Raw genomic sequence first — 16,916 nt, forward strand, 5'->3', positions numbered from 1 at the left:
TTCACCGAAAATAAGCCGGCGATATCGTGCACAAATCCCCGTTTTTCTGTGTATCTTCGTTCCCCCAAAATAAAACGCATGATGACTCCCGAATTGATTCAACGCATAGCCGGGTGGCTCAACCTGAGCCCGGTACAGGTAAAAAATACGATTGATTTGTTGGACGACGGCGCTACGGTGCCCTTTATTTCGCGCTACCGGAAAGAACGGACCGGTAGCCTGGATGAAGTACAGGTGGGGCAGATTAAGGATGAAAAGGCTAAGCTGGAAGAACTGTTGAAACGGAAAGAAACCATTCTGAACACCATCGAAGAACAGGGGCAACTGAGCCCAGAATTAAAAAAACGGATTGAAAGCTGTTTTGATTCCACCGAACTCGAAGATATTTACCTGCCGTTCAGGCCCAAGCGGAAAACCAAAGCCGCCATTGCTCGCGAAAAAGGTCTGGAACCTTTGGCTAAAATGATCATGAAACAACAGGAGCGGGATTTGGAAAGCCGCGTCCATCTCTTTGTAAAAGACGAGGTGGAAACGGTGGATGACGCGCTTTCGGGAGCCCGTGATATTATTGCAGAATGGGTCAACGAAAACGAAAAAGCCCGCAACATGGTACGCCGCGTTTTCGAAACCGGAGCGGTGATTAAAAGTAAAGTTGTAAAAAATAAAGAAGAAGAAGGAGAGAAGTACCGTGATTATTTCGATTGGGAAGAAAGCCTGAAACGTTGTCCTTCGCACCGTTTGCTGGCCATGCGGAGAGGCGAAAACGAGGGCTTCTTGCGCTTATCGGTTGCCCCGCGCGATGAAGATATTCTGGAACGACTCGACCGCTATTTCGTACGTTCGGAAAACGAATGCGGAGAGCAGGTCTCTCTGGCCGTGAAAGACAGTTATAAACGCCTGCTGGCCCCCTCTATCGAAACGGAGTTTGCCAATGCCGCCAAACTGGGGGCCGATCGGGAAGCGATTCGCGTGTTTGCCGAAAACCTGCGTCAGTTGCTGCTGGCGGCGCCGCTCGGACAAAAGCGGGTACTGGCCATCGATCCGGGTTACCGCACCGGCTGTAAGGTGGTTTGCCTCGACGCCCAGGGGAATTTGCTGCACAATGAAACAATTTATCCGCATAAACCACAGGAAGAAACCAAACAGGCAGCCCGAAAAATAAGTTCGCTGGTTAGTGCCTATCAAATTGAAGCGATTGCTATCGGCAACGGAACAGCCAGTCGCGAAACGGAGCAGTTCATCAAAAAGCTGCACTACGACCGCGATCTGAAGGTATTCGTGGTTTCCGAAGACGGCGCCTCCATCTATTCGGCTTCCAAAGTGGCGCGCGACGAGTTTCCGCAGTACGACGTTACCGTGCGCGGGGCGGTTTCGATTGGCCGCCGGCTGATGGATCCGCTGGCCGAATTGGTCAAAATTGATCCGAAATCAATTGGCGTGGGGCAGTATCAGCACGATGTGGATCAAAAATTCCTGAAAGAAAGCCTCGATACCGTTGTGGAATCGGCGGTGAATCTGGTCGGAGTGAATGTAAACACCGCCTCGAAACACCTGTTAACCTACATTTCGGGGCTGGGGCCGCAGTTGTCGCAAAACCTGGTTGATTACCGCAAAGAAAACGGTCCTTTCCCGTCGCGAAAAGATCTGCTGAAAGTTCCCCGGATGGGGGCAAAAGCCTTTGAGCAGGCTGCCGGCTTTTTGCGCATCCCGGGGGCGAAAAATCCGCTCGACAATTCGGCTGTTCACCCGGAGTCGTACCATGTGGTGGAAAAAATGGCCAAAGACCTGCATTGCTCTGTCGCCGAACTGATCGAGAACAAAAGCATGCAGGAACAAATTCAGCTTGAAAAATATGCGGATGGGGCGATTGGGCTTCCTACCTTAAAAGATATTCAGGCTGAACTGGCTAAACCAGGCAGAGATCCCCGTAAGGGAATCAAAGTGTTTGAATTTGCCGACGGGATCTTTAATATAGAGGATTTGCAGGCAGGCATGGTGCTGCCCGGCATTGTGACCAACCTGACCAAGTTCGGGGCTTTTGTTGATGTAGGCGTGAAACAGGATGGCCTGGTCCACATATCACAAATGGCTGATCGTTTTGTCAGCGACCCGAACGAAGTGGTGAAGCTACATCAACATGTAAAGGTAAAGGTAACCGAAGTTGATGTAGCCCGAAAACGGATACAACTGAGTTTAAAGGATGTACCCCAGGAATAAAATTTCGGATTAAAAGCAGAAAGGCTTTATTTTTTTGGAATAATCAGCCAAAGGACCAGATACAACAGGAGCCCCGGGAATCCGGCCGTAAAAAGACTTAGCGCCACGTAAATAATCCGGACAATCAGCGAATCAATGTCGAAGTATTCGGCAAATCCGCCCAATACCCCGGCAATAATTTTTTTATCCGACCGCGTGATTCTTCTGGGTTCCGGTAATTGGCTCATAATTATCCAAACTTAATCGTCTTCTCCGTCATCTTCAGCATAGAGGTTATCCTGGTTCTCAAATTCGTCATCCAGAAAGGTCTCGGCATCCTCCAGTAAAGCCTGGATTAATTCTTTCGATGCGGGGGCTTCGCTGATCCAGTGTACGTGCTGGTTTGACCAAAAGTCCTCAATATCACTTTCAACTATAAATTTGGGTTCTTCGGTGTGAACAACAAAAATCGTATCCGGGCATTCCTGCGAATTGTCAGCTAATAAGAATTTTGGCAGCATAATGGTTTTGTTTAATCGTTTGAAACAAAAATAGGGAAAAACAAATTCATAAAGCTGAAATCGGACCGAATTTTAAGTAAAAAAGTTTTTTGAATGATGGCAGATCGTTAAACTGGCACTGTCGTTAAATAATTTTAAGGAAAATGGCGTTTAAATTTTAAGGTGAAAAAACTTAATGTTATTTTAGGCAGTGAAACGGGCAGCTTGCTAATCCTTTCACCGGAGTTTGAGTGCAAAATTCTAAAAATACGAGTAAAATATGGGAAATATGAAAAAGGCATCCGGCAAGATTTTTTACGGGAAGGCCTATCTTTATTTTTCGGTGGCTGCCATCGTGACTGTCCTTGCTTTTTTCCCATCCTACTTCAATCGTTTAACAGAAACGGATGGCGCACACCATTTCCATGGAATAACTGCTACCTTGTGGATTCTTTTACTCGTCGTTCAGCCTTTTTTGTACCAGGCCGGTAAGTTCGACTGGCATCGCAAGCTGGGTAAAGTTTCGTTTGTCCTGGTCCCCCTGATAATTATCAGCGCATTAAACATGGTGCACGTCATGCTAAGCGGCGACTCGTACTCTCCCGGTTTGGCTTATCGGCTGGCTTTTATCGACTTTTTCACATTAATCCAGTTTCTGTTGTTTTTTTTGCTGGCAATTGTCTACCGCCACAACATACAACTTCATGCGCGTTATATGGCTTGCACCGTTCTGGGACCAATGATTCCGGCCCTAACCCGTTTGTTTTTCAGGATCCCGCTGATCGATAATTTTGATAAATCGCTTAATGCCAGTTATATTCTCATTGACATTGTTTTGCTGATCTTGTTAGTCGACGATAAACGTTCCGGGAAAATCCGGTCGCCCTATGTTTTGGCTTTTATTTTAATGGCAATTCAGCACGTGCTGATGAACTTTGTTGCACAATGGGAGTGGTGGCGTGTTTTAATGGATGCCTTCTCACGATTATAAAAATAACTATGAACAAATTAAACGAGGTACTATCGGTAATTGACGGGTATATTGGAGGAAGCGACTGGTTTGTATACCTGCTGTTGGGTACCGGTTTGTTTTTTACGCTTTACCTGAAGTTTCCGCAGTTTCGCTATTTAAAACATGCCATCCGCATTGTTCGCGGAAAATTCGACCGGGAAGGCGATGTTGGCGATACGTCTCACTTTCAGGCTTTAACAACGGCGCTTTCGGGAACAGTTGGCACCGGAAACATTGCCGGGGTCGCCCTGGCGATTCATCTGGGCGGGCCGTCGGCTTTGTTTTGGATGCTGGTGACGGCCCTGCTCGGGATGACCACCAAGTTTGTGGAAGTGACGCTGTCGCATAAATACCGCGAAAAGACCGACGACGGCACCATCGCCGGCGGGCCGATGTATTATATGCGCAACAGGCTGAACCTGCGATGGCTGGCAGTAATTTTTGCCGTAGCTACCGTGTTTTCGTCCTTTGGTACCGGGAGCCTGCCGCAGATCAATTCCATCTCGAACTCGGTTTTTGCCACATTCGGCATCAATAAAGTACTTACCGGTGCGGTACTGGCTCTCTGTTGCTGGGTTTTGTCACGATCGGCGGGATTAAGCGGATTGCCAAAGTGACCTCGCGCCTGGTACCGCTCATGGCGCTGATCTATTTTATCGGAGCTTTGTTCGTCATCATTTATAACTACGAAAATATTATTCCTTCGCTGATCGCTGTTTTTCGTGATGTATTTACCGGAACGGCTGCCGTGGGTGGATTTCTGGGGGCAGGTTTTGCCTTCGCCTTTAACCGTGGGGTAAACCGCGGATTGTTCTCAAACGAGGCCGGGCAGGGGTCGGCCCCGATTGCCCATGCCGCCGCCCGCGCCCACGAACCGGTTTCTGAGGGCCTCGTGGCTTTGCTCGAACCGTTTATCGATACCATTATTATTTGTATGCTTACGGGCCTGGTGATTCTTTCGTCGGGGGTGTGGACCGAAAAACTGGATAATCGCTTTCAAAATGCCGATCTGCTGATCATGTCGGCTTATTACGACGAGCAAGACCCGGAAGACCGACAGAAACTCCATGATTTTCTGCTTGGTCATGGCGAACTGAAGGCTTACTCGGGAGAACTTGAGGTCGTTAACGGGCAGATCAGCAATCACCTGACGATTCTGCATGCCCGCTCGGTTGCTGAAGAGGTGAAGGTGTTATCCGGCGATAATTTGTTTTCGGGGACAATCAACATTCGTAATGGGATCCCGGCGAATAATACACCGGTGGTATTAACAGGAAAGTCATTGACCCACAGCGCTCCGCTCACAACCGAAGCCTTTACCAAAAGCTGGTTGGGCAGTTACGGGAGATATATTGTTTCGATTGGCTTGTTGCTGTTTGCATTTTCAACAGCGATCTCCTGGTCGTACTACGGCGATCGGGCCATGATCTTTTTGTTTGGCTCAAAAAGTGTGATTTATTACCGTTTGGTGTATGTTATCTGCTTCTTTTTTGCTTCTTTTACCGATACGACGATCATCTGGACCTTGTCAGGCGTTACCATTGCGCTGATGACCGTTCCAAACCTGATCGGTATTTTGTTGTTGCGAAAGGAAATGAAATCGGAAGTGAAAAGCTTCTGGAGAGAATATGCGGAACGTTTTCCGGGCGAAAAAGTGCCGATTGATTAGATGAAACAATAAATTATATTTGACCTTAGATGTTAGCTGATCCTGATTATTCGAACTTAAGCCTGTTAATTGTCGACGACAGCCCCATTAACCACCGGGTGGTGACACTGTCGCTTCGTGGAAAATTTAAGGAAATTGACAGCGCCTACAATGGTTTGGAAGCCTTTGAAAAATACAAACAAAAGCCTTTCGATGTCATTCTGATGGATGCCATCATGCCGGTTATGAATGGTTTTGAGTCGACGATTGTAATCCGGATGTACGAAAAGGAGCAGAAAATTGAAAAAAAATCAAAGATAATCGCGATGACAGCCAGCGACGGCGACGGCGAGGTTGAACAATGCCTGAGCGCAGGGATGGATGCTTTTCTGGGAAAACCCTTTGTCGTTTCGCAATTTCTCAAGATTCTTGAAGAAATACTTTAAGTATTGGCATATAACGCCGCTTCTTCCTATTTTTGCTCCGGCAAAAAACGACTATGACAAAAATTTATCCTGAAAATTTCGAAGCAAAAATCGGTTTCGACCGGATCCGGGAACTCATAAAAGGCGCTTGTCTCAGCCCCCTGGGAAAAGACAAGGCCGACGAGATCGCCTTTATGACCAATTCCGGCAGCATCGGCTTCGAACTGTCGGCAACCTGGGAATTTTCAAGATTAATCATCGAAACCGATCAATTCCCAACCAACTTTTATTATGACCTCCGGCCGGCGCTTGCCAAAATAAAAACTGAAGGCCGTTTTTTGGAAGTGAACGAGTTGTTTGACTTAAAAAGATCGCTCGAAACGATTATTGCCATTGTTCGTTTTCTGAACAATTTAAAAGAAGAAGTTTACCCGACCTTAAAAAAAATACCGGAGCATGTGGAGGTATTTCCGCACATGAAAGACCGTATTGATCAGATTTTGTCGCCCTACGGAAAAATTAAAGACCAGGCATCGCCCGAGTTGGGGCGCATCCGCCGGGATTTGCTTTCCCGCCAAAACAGTGTTTCCAAACGCCTGCACAGTATCTTGAAACAGGCTCAAAAAGACGGGCTGGTCGACGACGATGCCACCATCTCGATCCGCGACGGGAGGCCCGTTATCCCCATTTCTTCGGCTGTAAAACGCCGGCTGAACGGGATTGTCCACGACGAATCGGCGACGGGAAAAACGGCTTATGTCGAACCGGCCGAGGTGGTGGAAATGAACAACGAAATCAGGGAACTCGAATATGCCGAAAAACGTGAAATCGTTAAAATCCTGATTGAAATTTCGAATGATATCCGTCCGTACTTACCGGCTTTAAACGAGCAATATGAATTTTTGGGGACCATCGACCTGCTCCGTTCAAAAGCCCTGCTGGCTAACCGGATGGGAGGGATCAGGCCTGTTTTTGACCCCGAAGGACAGTTATTTTGGAACAAGGCCATTCATCCTTTGCTGAAGTTTAACCTGGAAAAGGAAAAACGCACGGTTGTTCCGCTGGATATTCAGTTGAGCTTACAAAACCACCTGCTGCTTATTTCGGGCCCAAATGCCGGGGGAAAGTCGGTATGCCTGAAAACGGTGGGTTTGCTGCAATACATGCTGCAATGCGGCTTGTTGATCCCGGTTGACGAAACCAGCCGGGCCTGTATCTTCGACCGGATTTTTATCGATATCGGCGACGAGCAGTCGATCGAGAACGATTTAAGCACCTACAGTTCGCATTTGATGAATATGAAATTTTTCCTGAAACATGCGAACAACAGGACCCTGGTTTTGATTGACGAATTTGGCACCGGCACCGAACCCATGCTGGGTGGCGCCATTGCCGAGGCCATTCTCGATCAGTTAAATCAGCTTGGCGCCTTTGGCGTGATTACCACCCACTATACCAACCTGAAACATTTTGCCTCGTCGGCCGAGGGCATCGAAAACGGTGCCATGATGTACGATTCGCACCGGATGGAGCCTTTGTTTCAGCTCCAGATTGGCAAACCGGGCAGTTCGTTTGCCTTCGAGATTGCCCGCAAGATCGGGATGCCCGAGATCATTTTGCAACAAGCTACCGATAAAATCGGGAAAGATCACATCAATTTTGATAAACATTTACGCGATATTTTGCGCGACAAGCGTTACTGGGAATCCAAACGCCAGCGTATACGTCAGGTAGAAAAAACGCTGGATGAGATTTCTTCGAAATACGAAAGCGACCTGAAAAAGCTGAATGAGCAGCGCAAACAAATCATCGAAGAAGCGAAATCGGAAGCCGGAAAAATCCTGTCGGAGACCAACAAACAAGTGGAAAATACCATCCGCGAAATCAGGGAAAGTCAGGCCGAAAAGGAGAAAACAAAAGCTATTCGCAAGCAACTGGAGACCTTTAAAGAAGAGGTTGTCGGAAGCGATGCCGATGAGGATGACTGGATTAGGCGCAAAATGGAAAAGCTGAAGCAAAAGCAGAAAGAAAAGAAAGCTGTTCCGGTAGAAAAAAGAGCTGAAGATCCGAAAGAAAAGAAGGACCTGGCCATTGGCGACAAAGTAAAAATTGAAGGGCAAAACACGATCGGCGAAATCCTGGAAGTAGGAGAGAAGGCTGTCATCGTGGCTTTCGGGCAACTGCGCACCTCGGTGAACCGCGAAAAGCTAAGCTGGGTGAGCAGCAATGAAGCCAAACGCGAGATGCGCGGACTCAATAAAACAAAAGCCAATGTCAATAAAAATATTTCGGAGCGCAGGCTAACCTTCAAACCCGATATTGATATCCGCGGACAGCGAGCCGAAGAGGCAATTTCAAACATCCAGGCATTTATCGACGAAGCAATCATGCTGGATGTTCACGAACTCCGCATCCTGCACGGCAAAGGAAATGGCATATTAAAAGAAGTGATCCGCAGCTTCCTGAAATCAGATCCGGTGGTTCGTTCGTTCCGAGACGAGCATGTCCAGTTTGGCGGCGCCGGAATCACCATTGTCGAGTTGGGTTAAACAAACTTCACTCCCCCCGTTTCGCGGGGTATTCCTTATAAATGGAGGCGGACGCACTTCGGGAAACGACTGAGAATAACAGATAAGATTACTCATACTCGTTATCAGTCACCGTTTGTTTAATAACGAAAAAGCTGTAAGGTTTGGCAACCATCGGTTTTTGTCAGGTAGCAGAAATATAACGGCTGACGCGGTGAAAGTAGTCGCGGGCAGAGCCACCAAATTCATTAGAAAAAGGCCAAGTCAGGATCTCGCCAGTCCGAACAATTGGTGGTAATACCGGATGATTTCGGTGTCGTTTTGCGCTGGTTACTTTCCGATACAGAAATGCTTAAAGATATGGCCCAGTACTTCGTCGTTACTGATTTCGCCGGTAATTTCGCCTAAAAAGTAAAGGCACTCGCGAATGTCCTGGGCCAGGAAGTCGCCGGACAGCTGTTGTTCCATTCCCGTTTGTACGCGTTCGATGGCCTCGCCGGCGCGGGTGAGCGCGTCGAAATGGCGGGCGTTGGTCACAATGGTGCCTTCTTCGCCAATGTTTTCGAGCGAAATCACCTGTTGCATTTTGATGATCAGCTCATCCAGATTTTCTTTGCTTTTGGCTGAAAGAAATACCAGTTCTTCCTGTTCTTTCAGCGAAAGTTGTTTCAGCCCTTCGATGGTGTCGGTTAAGCCCGTATCAACTTTGTTTGCGGTAATAATCAGGTGCTGACCGGTAAGCCGTTCGCGGATTTTGCCGATGCGCTTGGTAACCAGGGAGAGGGGATTGGTGGTATCGACTACCAGTAACACGATGGTGGCCTGTTCCAGTTTGCTGTAGCTACGTTCAATACCTAAGTTTTCAATCGTGTCAGTGGTTTCGCGGATACCGGCTGTGTCGAAAAAACGAAAAGCCGTCCCGTGGATGTTCACTACATCTTCAATCACATCGCGGGTGGTACCGTGGATTTCAGAAACAATCGCCCGTTCCTCATTCAATAAGGCATTCAAAAGTGTTGACTTGCCCACGTTGGTTTCGCCGATTATGGCCACGGGGATCCCGTTTTTGATCACATTGCCCAATTGGTACGAGTTTTTCAACCTCAGGACCACCGAAGCAATGTTGTCCACCAGTTGTTTGAGTTGGGTGCGGTCGGCAAATTCGACATCTTCCTCGGCAAAATCGAGTTCCAGTTCCACCAGGGCAATGAAATGCAATAATTGTTGGCGCAGCGAGGAAATCTCGGACGAAAAGCCGCCGCGCATTTGGTTCATCGCCACTTTTTGTGAAGCTCTGGTAGTCGACGCAATCAGGTCGGCCACCGCCTCGGCCTGCGACAAGTCCATCTTGCCGTTCAAAAAAGCGCGTTGTGTAAATTCGCCTGGCCGGGCCATGCGCGCGCCATTCGAAATCAGCAATTGCAGGATACGTTGTTGAATGTAAACCGACCCGTGACAGCCAATTTCGATCACGTCTTCGCCGGTAAAAGAGTGCGGTGACCGGAATAGCGAAACGACCACTTCATCAACAATTTCGGCCTCTTCGCACAGGGCGCCAAAATGAAGGGTATTCGCTTTCTGATTGATCAACTTTTTGTTTTTTGCAGGCGATTGAAATATCCGGTCGGTTATTTCAATCGCTTTTTCACCCGACAGCCGAATGGTGGCAATGGCTCCCATTCCCGGTGAGGTGGCGATGGCGCATATGGTAGATTGATCGAGCATCATATCGTTTTGAAAGCTCAAAAATACAAAATACATCGGTCATTCAACTCAGCAGGCTGATTTAATGAGAATGACCGAACCAGCAGGCTTGTTTTCTTGTACCGGTAAAACATTTCAGTCGAAGATTCAATGAGTTGCAAGCAGATTCGGGGCTGTCGGGTTAAAAAATCAGACGATTTTAACAGGACGAGCCATCAAAGCACTATATTTGTTCAGCAAAAATAAAAATTGTAAAAAATGAAACTACTTGAAGGTAAAACAGCCATCATAACCGGCGCATCCCGGGGAATTGGCAAAGCCATCGCTTTAAAGTTTGCTGAAGAAGGCTGTAATATTGCATTTACCGACCTTTTTGAGAATGAAGCCATGAAAGGCACTGAAGCTGAATTGACAGCATTGGGGGTTAAAGCAAAAGGTTATGCTTCAAATGCCGCTTTATTTGCCGATACCGATGATGTTGTCAACAAAATAGTTGAAGATTTCGGACAAGTTGATGTTTTGGTAAACAATGCAGGCATCACCAAAGATACCTTATTGATGCGTATGACTGAGGAACAATGGGACGCGGTGATCAACGTCAACCTGAAATCGGTTTTTAACTTTACCAAAGCGGTTCAGAAAGTGATGTTAAAACAAAAGTCGGGTTCCATCGTCAACCTGAGTTCAGTCGTTGGTGTAAGCGGAAATGCCGGTCAATCCAATTATTCGGCATCGAAGGCCGGGATCATCGGCTTTACCAAATCGATTGCCAAAGAGCTTGGTTCGCGCGGTATTCGCAGCAACGCGATTGCTCCGGGCTTTATTATTACCGAGATGACAGGCGCGATTCCCGAAGAAGCGCGCAAAGCCTGGGAAGCCACCATCCCAATGAAACGTGGTGGCACACCGGAGGAAGTAGCCAAGGTCGCTTTATTCCTGGCATCCGATCTTTCATCATATGTGAGCGGACAAGTGCTGAATGTTTGCGGCGCGATGAATACCTAATCGATATTGACCTGAAAGTCATAAACAGACAGCCGCCTTTCCGGTGAAGGGCGGCTGTTGTATTTTTGTATCGCAAAGCTTTCTTTTAACATGCTTTTTTTATACCTTGTATCATCCGTTTTTAAAGGCTGTAATGAATAACCGAAGTATTGCTTTCCAACTTAGTATTTATATTTTAACAGCAGTAACGCTGGTTATTACTGTCATCGTTTTTTTAAATTACAACTTCAGTAAAAAAATAATTATACAGCGGATTGAAGAAAGCGCCACGCTGCAATCAGAACTGATTACCAATCAAATTTCGAGAAATGTGGTTGCAACCCAGGAGATTACACAAAATGTGGCTTACCAGATCGTGTATTATAACCAACACGGCGATCTCGAGTTTTTTCTAAAACAAGTACTGAATTTTAACCGGATGATCGCGGGCTTTCATGTTGAACTGTTTGATTCGGGTGAAAGTAAATTTATCTCGGTCGTGCGGTCAGATGCAGGCGAGTTGTGTGTTTTGGATCGATGCCGGGCTTGCAGCATGTACCAGTCGGAAGCGATCAGGGAAAGGATACTGGAAAACAGGGAAGGCTCATGGACCGATCCGTTTTATTGCCGCCTCGATTCCAATAAGTTGATCAATACCTACTCTTTCCCGATCATGGCTCAAGACAACCAGATCTCCGGAATTATCTCGGCCCAGATCAATTTGGATTTTTTAGCCGATGTTATCTCGCAAATCGAAATCAGTAAAAACGGATACGCTTTCATCGTCGGAAGCGACGGCACATACCTGACTCACCCGCAAAAAGAGTTTGTGATGACCCAAAACTTTTTCCTGCTTTCCGAAAAAATCATTCCACAGAAACGGGAAGAATATTTTGAGTTAATGCGGTTACACGCATCGGCTTCGGGTTTTGCCAGGCCTCCATTCCTCAATTATGCGCGAAGCTGGTTCCGGTTTTCCCCGGTTCCCTATACAAATTGGTCGATCGTGATTGCTATTCCAGCGAAAGATTTGTTTCAGGATCTTGATCTGATGCTTAAAAAAATCATTTTAGTATCGTTGGCAGGGCTTATATCGATTTTGCTGATCATCATTCTGATATTCCGGAGGATGTTGTCGCCCTTGTCGTCTGTTGCCAAATCAATTCAGCGGTTTAGTTTTGGCGACAAGAGGGGGGCTACCCGCAAAAACGAGATCGATCTGCTTCATGACAGCCTGATTGAGTTGCAGTACCAGTACAATTTCAACTTGCAGGAACAAAGCAAAAACCGGAAAGACCGCCGAAAATTTGAAAAAGATCTGAAATCGGCCAAGGAAATTCAATCAACAATCATTCCCGGGGAATTCATGCGGTTGCCCGAACATCCTGAAGTTGACTTGTTTGCAAACCTCCAATCCGCCGAAAGCATCGGGGGCGACCTGTACGATTATTTTTATATCGACTCAACACACTTGCTGTTCACCCTGGGCGATGTTTCGGGGAAGGGCATTCCGGCCGCTTTGTTTATGGCGGTTGCCCATACGATGATAAAAAACAAGGCAACAGTGTTGTCGGCACATCAGATTATCGAACAGGTCAACAATGAATTAAGCATCCAGAACACCAACCAGCATTTTTTAACCTTATTTTTGGGTATTCTAAATACCGAAACCGGGGAACTTAACTATTGTAATGCTGCACACAACTATCCTTTCCTGGTTTCGTCGGGGCTGGACGTTAAACCGGTAGCCAAAACACATGGCCTGCCCATCGGCGTTTATCCGGATAAAACCTATTCAAGCGATTTTGTCAAACTGGAGCCGGGCGATATGTTGGTACTTTATTCCGACGGTGTTACCGACTGTAAAGACGTATATAACAGTTTTTACGGTACGGAGCGCCTGACCGAAGATATTGCCGAAATGGCTGAATTGCCGGTGCGGGATGTGGTCTCCGGTTTGTTGGACAGGCTGGAAACATTCAGGGGAAAAATCAGGCAAACAGACGATATTAGCATCATGGCTGTCCGTTTTACTGGAAAAGATAAGTAAACATTTTTCCCTGTTTTTCCTTTCTATAGTAAAACAAGCTGTTTTACAATGAACAATATTCAAACTGTTTTGCTGGTCGTGGCTGTTGTTGTTGCCGGTTTAATCCTGTCGGTGTGGCTGTACCGAATTCTGCAAAAAATCGTCAGGAAAGAAAAGCATGAAAAAGTATGGCTTCGCCTGCTGAAACACATCAGTGTGCCGGCTGGCGCCTTGATAATCACGACGGTCCTGTCGGTTGTATTTGGAGACCGTGATAACGAGAACTTCCCGTTTGATTTGCATGTCATTTTCTCGATTCTGTTTAACCTGATGATTGCCTGGCTACTAATTGTTGCAATCAAGAGTATCCGGCAACTGATTATGGCAAGGTACGATATTACGTTGAGGGACAACCTGAAAGCGCGAAAAATGCAAACACAACTGGTTGTGATTGAGCGTATATTAATTGTTCTGGTCATTTTGATTGCCTTTTCGGTAAGCCTGCTGGGCTTCCCCAAAATCAGGCAGGTAGGTATCAGTCTGTTGGCCAGCGCCGGTATCGCGGGAATTATAATTGGCCTTGCGGCCCAACGCAGTATTGCTTTGTTTTTGGCTGGTTTTCAGATTGCTTTTACCCAACCGATTCGATTGGATGATGTTGTTATTGTGGAAGGGGAGTGGGGCTGGATTGAAGAGATCACGCTGACTTACGTGGTGGTTCGCATTTGGGATAAACGCAGGTTAATTGTACCAATTACCTATTTTATTGAAAAACCGTTTCAGAACTGGACCCGCAATACCGCTGAAATTTTGGGAACTGTTTTCATTTATGTGGATTACGGGTTTCCGGTGGACGTATTGCGCGATGAGCTGGCGCGATTACTGAAAACCTCTCCGGAATGGGATGGAAAAGTGAATGTACTGCAGGTGACCAATGCGACAGAACGCACCCTGGAACTACGTGCCTTAATGAGCGCTGCCGATTCGCCGGGCGCCTGGGACCTGCGGGTAAAAATCCGAGAAAGCCTGATCCATTTTATTCAGGAAAAATATCCGCAGTACCTTCCTAAAGCCCGGGTCGAAGTCAGGAATAAATAAACGAAAAAGGCTGCACCAACAGCAGTGAAACCTTACTGAACTAGCAGTAATATCCTTGCGGTTGATGCAGCCTTTGTTATCAGGCCTTTTGTGTGGCCCCTAAAATCCGGATTTTTATCTTTTCATTTTTCTTGTCAAAACCTACCGAAACGGTGTCGCCTTCTGAAATTGACGCCCGGATAATTACTTCGGCCATTTCATCTTCGAGGTACTTTTGGATCGCTCGCTTCAACGGTCTGGCGCCGTATTGGGTGTCGTATCCCTTTTCGGCAATAAAGTCTTTTGCCGCTTTCGAAATTTTTAATTTGTAATTCAACGATGCCACGCGTTCATACAATCCTTTCAACTCGATATCGATTATCTGATAGATATCGTCTTTCGACAGTGTGTTAAACATGATGACATCATCGATCCGATTCAGGAATTCGGGGGCAAATGCCTTCTTCAGAGCCTTTTCAATAATGTACTTTGCATGATCCGACTCATCTTCAGCCGCAGATTTAGCCGTTGTAAAACCAACACCACGACCGAAATCTTTCAACTGGCGCGAACCGATATTGGAGGTCATAATGATGATTGTATTCTTGAAATCGATGTTTCTCCCCAAACTATCCGTTAAACGTCCTTCATCCAAAACCTGTAAAAGGAGATGAAATACATCCGGATGCGCTTTTTCAATCTCATCGAGCAGAATCACCGAATAGGGCTTACGGCGGACCTTCTCCGTTAACTGTCCTCCCTCTTCATAGCCAATATATCCCGGAGGAGCACCGACCAGGCGGGATACGGAGAATTTTTCCATATACTCGCTCATGTCAATCCGGATCAGGGAGTCAATGCTGTCGAACAAATACGTGGCAAGCACTTTGGCCAATTGTGTTTTTCCAACGCCGGTTGGCCCCAGGAAAATGAACGAACCAATTGGTTTATTCGGATCTTTCAGTCCGGCACGGTTGCGTTGGATGGCTTTTACAATTTTGGCAATAGCATCGTCCTGGCCAACAACGCTTCCTTTCAACTGGATGCCCATGCTCATCAGGCGTTTGCCTTCTGCCTGGGCAATCCGCTGAACAGGAATGCCTGACATCATGGCAACCACTTCTGCAACTTTGTCTTCTGTTACCACTTCGCGGTGGCTAAGCAGTTCTTTTTCCCACGATTCTTTTTCCTGCTCCAATAACTGCAGCAAGTTTTTTTCTTTATCGCGGTAGCTGGCAGCCAACTCAAAATTTTGGCTTTTTACCGCCTGTATTTTCTCTTCCCGGGTCGATTCGATCTTTTGCTCCAGCTTGACAATCCGCTCGGGTACATTGATATTGGAAATATGTACCCGGGATCCGGCTTCATCAAGAGCATCAATGGCTTTATCCGGCAGAAAACGGTCGGTGATGTACCTGGCCGTCAGTTTTACACAGGCATTGATCGCCTCTTTCGTATAGTTGACATTGTGGTGATCTTCGTACCGTTCTTTAATGTTGTTCAGAATTTCGATGGTTTCCTCCACCGAAGTCGGTTCAACCATTACTTTCTGAAACCGTCGTTCCAGAGCGCCGTCTTTTTCAATTTGCTGACGATATTCGTCCAGGGTTGTTGCGCCAATACATTGAATGTCGCCTCTGGCCAGGGCTGGTTTCAGCATATTGGCCGCATCCAGCGATCCGGTAGCGCCACCAGCTCCGACAATGGTGTGTATTTCGTCGATAAAAAGAATGACGTTGCTGACCTTCGACAGTTCATTTAAAATGGCTTTCATTCGCTCTTCAAACTGACCACGGTATTTGGTTCCGGCAACAATCGATGCAATATCCAGGCTGACCACCCGCTTGTCGAAAAGTACGCGCGAAACTTTCTTCTGAACAATGCGAAGAGCCAGTCCTTCGGCAATTGCAGACTTTCCAACGCCCGGCTCACCGATCAGGATCGGGTTGTTTTTCTTTCTCCTGGACAGGATCTGGGCAAGGCGTTCAATTTCTTTTTCGCGGCCAACAATCGGGTCGAGATTATTTTCTTCGGCCGCTTTGGTAATATCGACACCAAAATTGTCCAATACCGGGGTTTCTGATTTTGCGGTACCGGCTTTTTTTGGGGCTCCCGGAGCCGACGGTTTGGCGAAAGGGTCGTCCATGTCGTCATCTTCATCGCCATATTCCGATTTAGCTTCAGGTTCCTTGTAATCTTCCAACCGTGATTTCAGAATATAGTAATTGATGTGAAATTCATTCATCAGTGTCGAAATCTGACTGTCTTTATCTTTTAACAGAGCCAGCAACAGATGGCCGGTACTGATGGTTTGACTGCCCAGCGCACGTGCTTCGAGGTAAACTAACTTAAGCGCTTTTTCTGCTGATTTTAAGAGCTGTATAGAAGCTTGAGGATCAATTTCTTTATCTGTTCTAAGTACGTTTTCAACGGCTTCCTTGATTTCGGATAAATTTACTCCCAGACCCGACAGGATGTCAATCGCTATCCCTTCTCCATCTCTCAAAATTCCCAAAAAAATATGCTCCAGCCCAATCTGTTCGTTCCCCAACCGGATCGCTTCTTCCCGGCTATACGTGAGAACATCTTTTATTCTTGGTGAGAATTGAGAATCCATAATCTGTTTTCTTAAGTTTAAATGGTATCAGTAATAACAAAAACTATTCCTAAATGTTGATGGCAGGGCCCGTCAACCGTAGGCCCGTTTGATAAAGGTACATATAATTTTGTATGCCACAGGTTCAATAAATTGATTTTTTGAACATTAAGCTGTTGAAACTTTAATGGCGAAACAGCCATTAAAATGAACTGAA

The 16,916-nt window shown here is 46.6% G+C and carries 13 protein-coding genes; 9 read left to right on the forward strand and 4 right to left on the reverse strand.

The genetic code is table 11. The annotated features are described in order from the left end of the window. Positions 1–78: 78 nt before the first annotated feature. Positions 79–2,217, forward strand: coding sequence for a Tex family protein (locus tag ACOIT5_RS18395; protein WP_423127630.1), 2,139 nt, complete (start codon positions 79–81; stop codon positions 2,215–2,217). Between the two features lie 26 nt (positions 2,218–2,243). Here the strand turns inward: ACOIT5_RS18395 and ACOIT5_RS18400 are convergent, their stop codons facing one another. Together ACOIT5_RS18400 and ACOIT5_RS18405 are read right to left on the reverse strand one after the other, a co-directional pair. Beyond that, positions 2,244–2,444, reverse strand: a complete 201-nt coding sequence (locus ACOIT5_RS18400; RefSeq protein WP_423127631.1) for a PspC domain-containing protein — start codon at positions 2,442–2,444, stop codon at positions 2,244–2,246. Between the two features lie 12 nt (positions 2,445–2,456). Then, the gene (locus tag ACOIT5_RS18405) at positions 2,457–2,717 is read right to left on the reverse strand and encodes a hypothetical protein (RefSeq protein ID WP_423127632.1); all 261 of its coding nucleotides are present in this window, start codon (positions 2,715–2,717) and stop codon (positions 2,457–2,459) included. Between the two features lie 268 nt (positions 2,718–2,985). Here ACOIT5_RS18405 and ACOIT5_RS18410 point away from each other — a divergent pair, with 268 nt between their 5' ends. The 5 genes from ACOIT5_RS18410 to ACOIT5_RS18430 are packed head-to-tail and all read left to right on the forward strand — an operon-like array spanning position 2,986 to position 8,330. Continuing rightward, positions 2,986–3,687, forward strand: coding sequence for a hypothetical protein (locus tag ACOIT5_RS18410; protein ID WP_423127633.1), 702 nt, complete (start codon positions 2,986–2,988; stop codon positions 3,685–3,687). A gap of 8 nt (positions 3,688–3,695) precedes the next feature. Next, on the forward strand, positions 3,696–4,325 hold the full coding sequence (locus ACOIT5_RS18415) for an alanine:cation symporter family protein (RefSeq protein WP_423127634.1): 630 nt from the start codon (positions 3,696–3,698) through the stop codon (positions 4,323–4,325). Beyond that, on the forward strand, positions 4,277–5,377 hold the full coding sequence (locus ACOIT5_RS18420) for an amino acid carrier protein (protein ID WP_423127635.1): 1,101 nt from the start codon (positions 4,277–4,279) through the stop codon (positions 5,375–5,377). Before ACOIT5_RS18415 ends, ACOIT5_RS18420 begins: the two co-directional genes overlap by 49 nt. Positions 5,378–5,406: 29 nt before the next feature. Next, positions 5,407–5,802: a response regulator gene (locus ACOIT5_RS18425; protein WP_423127636.1), complete on the forward strand. Its 396-nt coding sequence runs from the start codon at positions 5,407–5,409 to the stop codon at positions 5,800–5,802. A gap of 53 nt (positions 5,803–5,855) precedes the next feature. Continuing rightward, entirely contained in the window at positions 5,856–8,330 is a 2,475-nt protein-coding gene (locus ACOIT5_RS18430) for an endonuclease MutS2 (protein ID WP_423127637.1), read from the forward strand. A gap of 309 nt (positions 8,331–8,639) precedes the next feature. Here the strand turns inward: ACOIT5_RS18430 and mnmE are convergent, their stop codons facing one another. Continuing rightward, on the reverse strand, positions 8,640–10,037 hold the full coding sequence (gene mnmE / locus ACOIT5_RS18435) for a tRNA uridine-5-carboxymethylaminomethyl(34) synthesis GTPase MnmE (RefSeq protein ID WP_423127638.1): 1,398 nt from the start codon (positions 10,035–10,037) through the stop codon (positions 8,640–8,642). Positions 10,038–10,271: 234 nt separating this feature from the next. On the opposite strand from mnmE, the gene fabG reads away from it, so the two are divergent. The 3 genes from fabG to ACOIT5_RS18450 all read left to right on the forward strand — a co-directional run bounded on the left by fabG (position 10,272) and on the right by ACOIT5_RS18450 (position 14,124). Then, positions 10,272–11,018 (forward strand): 3-oxoacyl-[acyl-carrier-protein] reductase, encoded by a 747-nt coding sequence (fabG, locus tag ACOIT5_RS18440; protein WP_423127639.1) that lies wholly within the window; start codon positions 10,272–10,274, stop codon positions 11,016–11,018. Positions 11,019–11,151: 133 nt separating this feature from the next. Continuing rightward, positions 11,152–13,047, forward strand: a complete 1,896-nt coding sequence (locus ACOIT5_RS18445; protein ID WP_423127640.1) for a SpoIIE family protein phosphatase — start codon at positions 11,152–11,154, stop codon at positions 13,045–13,047. A 48-nt stretch (positions 13,048–13,095) separates the two neighbouring features. Next, a complete protein-coding gene (locus tag ACOIT5_RS18450) occupies positions 13,096–14,124 on the forward strand; it encodes a mechanosensitive ion channel family protein (RefSeq protein WP_423127641.1) in 1,029 nt (342 codons plus the stop codon). A gap of 79 nt (positions 14,125–14,203) precedes the next feature. On the opposite strand, the gene ACOIT5_RS18455 is transcribed toward ACOIT5_RS18450, so the two are convergent. After that, on the reverse strand, positions 14,204–16,720 hold the full coding sequence (locus ACOIT5_RS18455) for an ATP-dependent Clp protease ATP-binding subunit (RefSeq protein WP_423127642.1): 2,517 nt from the start codon (positions 16,718–16,720) through the stop codon (positions 14,204–14,206). Positions 16,721–16,916: the final 196 nt, after the last annotated feature.

This window comes from Gaoshiqia hydrogeniformans (assembly GCF_049347105.1).
Lineage (GTDB): Bacteria > Bacteroidota > Bacteroidia > Bacteroidales > Prolixibacteraceae > Gaoshiqia > Gaoshiqia hydrogeniformans.

Coding starts and splice junctions, on each gene's coding strand:
- ACOIT5_RS18415 (WP_423127634.1), top strand. CDS start 3,696: ATGAACAAATTAAACGAGGTACTATCGGTAATTGACGGGTATATTGGA.
- ACOIT5_RS18400 (WP_423127631.1), bottom strand. CDS start 2,444: ATGAGCCAATTACCGGAACCCAGAAGAATCACGCGGTCGGATAAAAAA.
- ACOIT5_RS18425 (WP_423127636.1), top strand. CDS start 5,407: ATGTTAGCTGATCCTGATTATTCGAACTTAAGCCTGTTAATTGTCGAC.
- ACOIT5_RS18430 (WP_423127637.1), top strand. CDS start 5,856: ATGACAAAAATTTATCCTGAAAATTTCGAAGCAAAAATCGGTTTCGAC.
- ACOIT5_RS18395 (WP_423127630.1), top strand. CDS start 79: ATGATGACTCCCGAATTGATTCAACGCATAGCCGGGTGGCTCAACCTG.
- ACOIT5_RS18445 (WP_423127640.1), top strand. CDS start 11,152: ATGAATAACCGAAGTATTGCTTTCCAACTTAGTATTTATATTTTAACA.
- fabG (WP_423127639.1), top strand. CDS start 10,272: ATGAAACTACTTGAAGGTAAAACAGCCATCATAACCGGCGCATCCCGG.
- ACOIT5_RS18455 (WP_423127642.1), bottom strand. CDS start 16,720: ATGGATTCTCAATTCTCACCAAGAATAAAAGATGTTCTCACGTATAGC.
- ACOIT5_RS18405 (WP_423127632.1), bottom strand. CDS start 2,717: ATGCTGCCAAAATTCTTATTAGCTGACAATTCGCAGGAATGCCCGGAT.
- ACOIT5_RS18410 (WP_423127633.1), top strand. CDS start 2,986: ATGAAAAAGGCATCCGGCAAGATTTTTTACGGGAAGGCCTATCTTTAT.
- ACOIT5_RS18450 (WP_423127641.1), top strand. CDS start 13,096: ATGAACAATATTCAAACTGTTTTGCTGGTCGTGGCTGTTGTTGTTGCC.
- mnmE (WP_423127638.1), bottom strand. CDS start 10,037: ATGATGCTCGATCAATCTACCATATGCGCCATCGCCACCTCACCGGGA.